This is a genomic window from Atribacterota bacterium (assembly GCA_028703475.1).
Taxonomy (GTDB): Bacteria; Atribacterota; Phoenicimicrobiia; order Phoenicimicrobiales; family Stramentimicrobiaceae; genus JAQVMU01.
The window spans coordinates 1-5,928 of the sequence record JAQVMU010000085.1 but is presented as its reverse complement, the minus strand read 5'-3'; the positions used below and the strand labels follow the sequence as shown (position 1 = coordinate 5,928).

Sequence of the window (5,928 nt, the reverse complement as noted above, 5' to 3'; positions counted from 1 at the left end):
ACTCCGCACATATCCTGGGCTCCAAAGGAAAGCAGAAAAAGGTTAATGGATATTGCTGTCAACAATTTAGCTAAATTTGTCGAAGGAACACCTGTTAATGTAGTGAACAAATAAAAAGAAAAATTAATATAAAAACAGAAATTAAATTCACTCTAATGCAATCTATTTTTTTGCTATATTTGGAGGATTAACTTTGAAGATTACACATCAATTAGCCCAACAAATAGTTGATAGGACTATAAGGATTATAGGTAAAAATATTAACATAATGGATGAAAATGGTTATATTGTAGGTACAGGCGATAGAAGCAGGTTAAATAAATATCACGAAGGAGCTGCTTTAGTAATAAAGAATAAAGAAAAAATGTTTATCTATCCTGAAAACAAGGAAAGCCTAATTGGTGTTAAACCGGGAGTTAACCTGCCAATAGAAGATAATAATCGGCTAATTGGAGTAGTAGGAATTACGGGGAATCCTGATGAAGTAGGTCCTTTTGGGGAAATCATAAAAATGACTGTAGAAATGATGTTACAGCAGGAATTTTTATTAAAAGAGATAGCGTTAGAGAGGCAGGCTAAAGAAAGTTTTATCCATGACCTTATTTCGGGAAGAATTGGTAATGATAATGATTTATTTATTGCAAGAGGGCAGATAGTTGGTTATGACATCACTTTGCCGAGGGTTGCAATAGTAGTCAATATATATCGTTTTGAGAAAACTGCCCAGAATAGCTTAAAGAAATATAGTGGATTGAAGGAAGGGGAGATTTATTTACAAAGAATAAAAAACGATGTTTTAAGAACAATAAGAGACCTTTTTATCAGCCAACCCCAGGATATTGTCTCATATATTGGAGGAGATCGTTTTTTGGTACTGAAAACTATCAACCTTCAGGATAATACAGAAAAAACCAGAAAAAAATCCATAATAACCAGTGAGAAAATAAAAAATGCTATTTTAACACAAAGAAATTTTCAGTCCTCTATTGGAATAGGAGAATACCATCCTGGTATAAAAGGAATAATGCGTTCTTACCAGGAAGCATGTCGTGCACTGGAAATATGGAGTAAAATGAACAATAAGACAGGTATTAACCATATTGCGAATCTGGGTATCAGTCGTTTACTAATAGAAATCAGCCCTGAAACAAGAAATGACTTTTTCAATTATGTTTACAAGGATAATGATACTTTAAGAAAAATAAAACCAGTTTTATGGGAAACACTACAAGCATTTTTTGAAAATAATTTAAGTATAACTAAGACTGCAAAGAATATATATATACACCGAAATACCCTCATATACCGTTTGGGAAAAATACACAAACTAACTGGTCTAAATCCACAAAAATTCGATCAAGCCTTACTACTGTATATTGCATTTAAAATAAAACAATTCCAGGAATAGTCTTTTATATTTTGTAATATTGCACAATAAAAGGATAATAATAAATCAAATATTCATAATATAGTATAAAGAAAATGGAATAATAAAAGTGTACAATGTACATAAATGAATATTTTTTATTTATAATTACAAGCACTGATTTTAAGCCAATAGCAGTTTTACAGCAGTACCAGAAGGGGGTGATGAACAGGTAATATTAATTATTTATATCTGTTTCCCTAGCAATAATTACCAGCATTAAAATTATTCTTAATTAATAAAGGAGTTTTGAAATGAATTTTACAAATACTAAAAAAATATTTTTACTATTTTTGTTTATCCTATTAATAAACTTCAGCTTTAGCTCTGTTGCTGCAGAACCCACGGTAAAATGGAGACTTGGAGGTGTTCACGGTGTTACAACCCCTGAAACCATCGGGCTTAATTATTTTGCTGAATTAGTCGAGGAAAAGACTGATGGAGAAATGGTAGTTGAAATATATCCTGCCGGACAGCTTGGTGATGAAGTAAGTATGATTGAAAATACAATCATCGGTGCCCAGGAAATGTTTGCCAATGTTATGGATTGGAATCAACATATAGTTAAAGATTATGGTATTTTTGCAATGACTTTTGCCTTTTCTGATGTTACTCACATTAACCGTTTTTTTGAAACAGAAAAATATCAGCAGATGGAAGAGGAGATGATTGATCAGGGAGTAAGAATACTTGCTAAGAATTGGTACCGACTTCCCAGGGCAATAGTAACGAAGTTTCCTGTTTTTACAATTGATGATTTAAAAGGCCATACCTTCCGTATGCCCGCTTTGGAAACTTACTTCCTGGCTTTCGAGCAATTTGGAGTAAATCCCGTAGAAATCCCATGGGCAGAAGCCTATTCTGCCTTAGAAAGAGGAATAGGTGATGGTATGGATTCTCCGATAGGTTCAATATATGGTATGGGTTTTTATAAAGTAGCCCCGTTTATTACTAATACAAGACATATGATGGCACCTTTCAATTTACTTGTAAGCGAAAGAGCTTACCAGTCTTTATCACCTGAATTGAGAGAAAAATTAACCGAAGCAGCTCATGAAGCAGGGGAATATTATACAAATATGTTAGCTGAAGAATTTGAAAATGATAAGCAAAAAATGTTAAATGAGGGTGCTGTATATGTTGAAATAAGCACAAAAGAATTTGCTGAAAGATCAAAAGGACTTGCTGCAGATTTTGAGAAAAAAGGTTTATGGTCAGAAGGTCTTTTTGAATATATCCAGAATCTATAATAATAAATAAGGTAGTTAAGTTAACTGGGGCATAGATTTTGTTTTATGCCCCAGCCTGATAGAAATATATAATTTAAAAATTAAGGAAATAAAAATGGATTCAAAAAAGTTCAATAATTTAGGTAATATAGTTAATTTTATTGGAAAGATTGAACTTTATGCATCAATATTAACTCTTATAATTATGGTTTTATTGATTATTTATAGTGTTTTATTAAGATATGTTTTTCATAAACCAGCGATATGGATTTCTGCCACGATTACACTCATATTTATTTGGACCAGCATGTTGAGTATTAGTTATGTCTATAAAAAAAGAGGGCATATATCGATTACTTTCTTTATTGATAAAGTGCTATCATTTGATAAAAAAATTAAAAAAATAGTAAATATATTAATATATTTAATCATAATTGTGAATTTAATTTTTGTGATATTGGGTACTATTCAAGTTATACCTTTGCATGCAGGCAGGAATATTATTGGTTTAGGAATCAGCAGGGTATATTTATCAGCTGCAATCCTTACTTCTATTGTATCAATGCTAATAACAACTATATATTTTTTAATTTGTGAAATTAATTAGCCAAGAATTATTTTTGGTAAGAAGGGAAGTGTGAAGAATTTTGGATTTGTTTTTAATAGTAATAGCATTTTTTGGTCTTTTAGCTATTGGAACTCCTATTGCTATAGTGGTATTGACATCATCTATAATAGGGCTGGCAATTAATAATATTCCACTTTCAATGATTCCCCAAACAATGATTAATGGAATTAACGGATATACATTATTGGCTATTCCTTTATATATACTGGCAGGGGAATTTATGAATGAATTAGGAGTTGCAAAAAAAATATTCGACTTTGCCCTATCCCTTGTTGGTCATATCAGAGGAAGTATGGGACATGTAAATGTAATTGCAAGTATGGTTTTTGCAGGTATTTCAGGTTCATCAACTGCTGATGCTTCAGGTTTGGGTAGAATAGAGCTAAAGGCAATGAAGGACGAAGGATACGATACTGATTTTTCTGCAGCTATAACAGCTGCCTCATCCACGGTTGGACCTATTATTCCCCCGAGTATACATATGATGATTTACGCTTCAGTGGCCGAAGTTCCTGCAGCAGCACTACTTATTGCAGGGCTGGTTCCCGGATTGCTTATGGGCCTTGGTTTAATGCTAACTGTTTATATCCTTGCTATAAGTGGAAAGGTAAATTGTCCAGTACGGCCCAGATCTTCTATCATAAAAATATTAACAACCTTCAAAGATTCCTTTTTAGCACTTTTGGCACCTATTTTAATTGTGGGTGGAATAATGTGGGGAGTTGTTACCCCAACAGAAGCAGGATGTATTGCTGTTGTGTATACTTTTTTCCTGGGAATACTATATAAGAAAATATCAATTAATAATATCAATAAGTGTTTAAAAAATACTATCTATTCCACAGGAGTAGTTATGTTCATGTTAGCAGTCGCGAGGATATTTGTATGGTTTATCACAATCGAGCAAATTCCTAATAGGCTGATGAATCTTATTTTGTCAATTACTACAGATAGAATATTAATATTATTTTTGGTAGGTATTTTTGTTTTAATATTGGGCATGATATCAACGGCTTCAGCTAATATTGTATTAGCAACACCAATCTTATTACCAATGCTATCACCCCTGGGAGTGGATCCTGTACATTTAGGTGTCATATTAGTTTTTGGTTTTGTATTAGGGATAATAACTCCCCCGGTTGGTACTTCATTATATATTACAACTGAAATTGCCCAAATACCCTTTGAGAGGTTAGTAAAAGCAATTATACCTTTCTATATTCCACTAGTATTATCATTTTATATAATTATTTATTTCCCACAGATATCTCTATTTTTACCAAAAGTATTGGGTATTATGTTTTAAATATAGTTTTATATTCTTAAGTAAAAGATGTTATAAGTTGATTTTATAGGAGGAAATTATAAACATGGATAACTATTATGATGTTGTTGTAGTAGGAGGAGGGACATCCGGTGTAGTTAGTGCAATTGCTGCCGCAAAAAAAGGGGCAAAAACACTGCTGGTTGAGCGATATGGTTTCCTGGGCGGTTCAGCCAATTACGGTTTCCCTTTTTTAGCTTTTTTTAGTGGGAATGGAGAAAAAGTAGTAGGCGGTATAGCAGAAGATATAGTACAACGTTTAATAAAGGAACAGGGTAGCAAAGGTCATATGCGTGGAGGTAAGTGGAAAACAGAAGAAAATTATGAATTTTCATTAACTCCTTATGAACCTGAAATTTATAAATACATAGCCCAGGAAATGGCAGGGGAGAATAATGTAAACCTGGCTTTACATAGTTATTTATTGGGTACTATTGTAAGTTGCAATAGATTAGTAGGGATTGAAATATTGACTAAATCAGGTAGAAAAACAATATACGGGAATACATTTATAGATGCTTCCGGTGATGCGGATCTTTCGAATTTAGCTGGTGCTCCTTTTGAGTATAGTGCAGTTGATAGTATGCAGAATGTTACTTTAACATTTGTGCTTGATAATGTAAATTTAGAAAAAATGTTTGAAGATCTTCAAAACGATGGCAATATAAAAGGTCGTGATGATTGGCATGTGAGATTGGTGAGAGGAGAAAAAATCGGTACAGATAAGAAAGATGGAATTGTTCATATGGCCGGACATATGTCTCTATGGGATGACAAAACACCTATGAGTTTTACTGCAGTTTCCTGGCGGGAAGATATGGTAAGTTTAAATTTAACCAGAACAGTCAACATTGATCCTGTGGATGGAAAATCTATTGTTGATGGAGAAATCTCAGAAAGAAGAAATGTTGTAAATACATTTAAACAATGCCAAAAAAGAATACCGGGAATGGAAAAATGTTACTTAATCAAAACGGCACATCAAGTTGGAGTAAGAGAAAGCAGGAGGGTGATTGGAGAATACTGTATAACTGAAGAGGATGTTGTTAATTGCAGGAGATTTGAAGACGGAATCGCCAGAGGGGCATATCCTATTGATATACATGACCCAAAAGGTGGAAAGACTCAATTCACTTTCCTTAAAAATGGTGGCTCTTATTCAATACCTTATCGGTGTATGATACCAAAAAATATAGATAATCTTATAGTAACCGGGCGGATTATATCAGCAACACATGCAGCATTAGGTAGTACCAGACTTCAGGCTACATGTATGGCATTAGGTGAGGCAGCTGGAGTAGCAGCCGCATTTTCTGCAAAA

6 protein-coding genes are annotated in these 5,928 nt (G+C 33.2%); all 6 read left to right on the top strand.

Features of this window, described 5'->3' with window-relative positions; genetic code table 11:
* Window positions 1-114 (top strand): D-2-hydroxyacid dehydrogenase (locus tag PHQ99_07605; GenBank protein MDD4289434.1); only part of this gene is annotated, 114 nt, incomplete at its 5' end.
* A gap of 79 nt (window positions 115-193) precedes the next feature.
* Window positions 194-1,408: a sugar diacid recognition domain-containing protein gene (locus PHQ99_07600; protein MDD4289433.1), complete on the top strand. Its 1,215-nt coding sequence runs from the start codon at window positions 194-196 to the stop codon at window positions 1,406-1,408.
* A gap of 272 nt (window positions 1,409-1,680) precedes the next feature.
* Window positions 1,681-2,676, top strand: a complete 996-nt coding sequence (locus PHQ99_07595; protein MDD4289432.1) for a TRAP transporter substrate-binding protein — start codon at window positions 1,681-1,683, stop codon at window positions 2,674-2,676.
* Between the two features lie 94 nt (window positions 2,677-2,770).
* Window positions 2,771-3,262 (top strand): TRAP transporter small permease subunit, encoded by a 492-nt coding sequence (locus PHQ99_07590; protein MDD4289431.1) that lies wholly within the window; start codon window positions 2,771-2,773, stop codon window positions 3,260-3,262.
* Window positions 3,263-3,302: 40 nt separating this feature from the next.
* Complete coding sequence (locus PHQ99_07585) at window positions 3,303-4,589, top strand: TRAP transporter large permease (protein MDD4289430.1); 1,287 nt, start codon at window positions 3,303-3,305, stop codon at window positions 4,587-4,589.
* Between the two features lie 64 nt (window positions 4,590-4,653).
* Window positions 4,654-5,928 (top strand): FAD-dependent oxidoreductase (locus PHQ99_07580; protein ID MDD4289429.1); only part of this gene is annotated, 1,275 nt, incomplete at its 3' end.

Coding starts and splice junctions, on each gene's coding strand:
- PHQ99_07595 (MDD4289432.1), top strand. CDS start 1,681: ATGAATTTTACAAATACTAAAAAAATATTTTTACTATTTTTGTTTATC.
- PHQ99_07590 (MDD4289431.1), top strand. CDS start 2,771: ATGGATTCAAAAAAGTTCAATAATTTAGGTAATATAGTTAATTTTATT.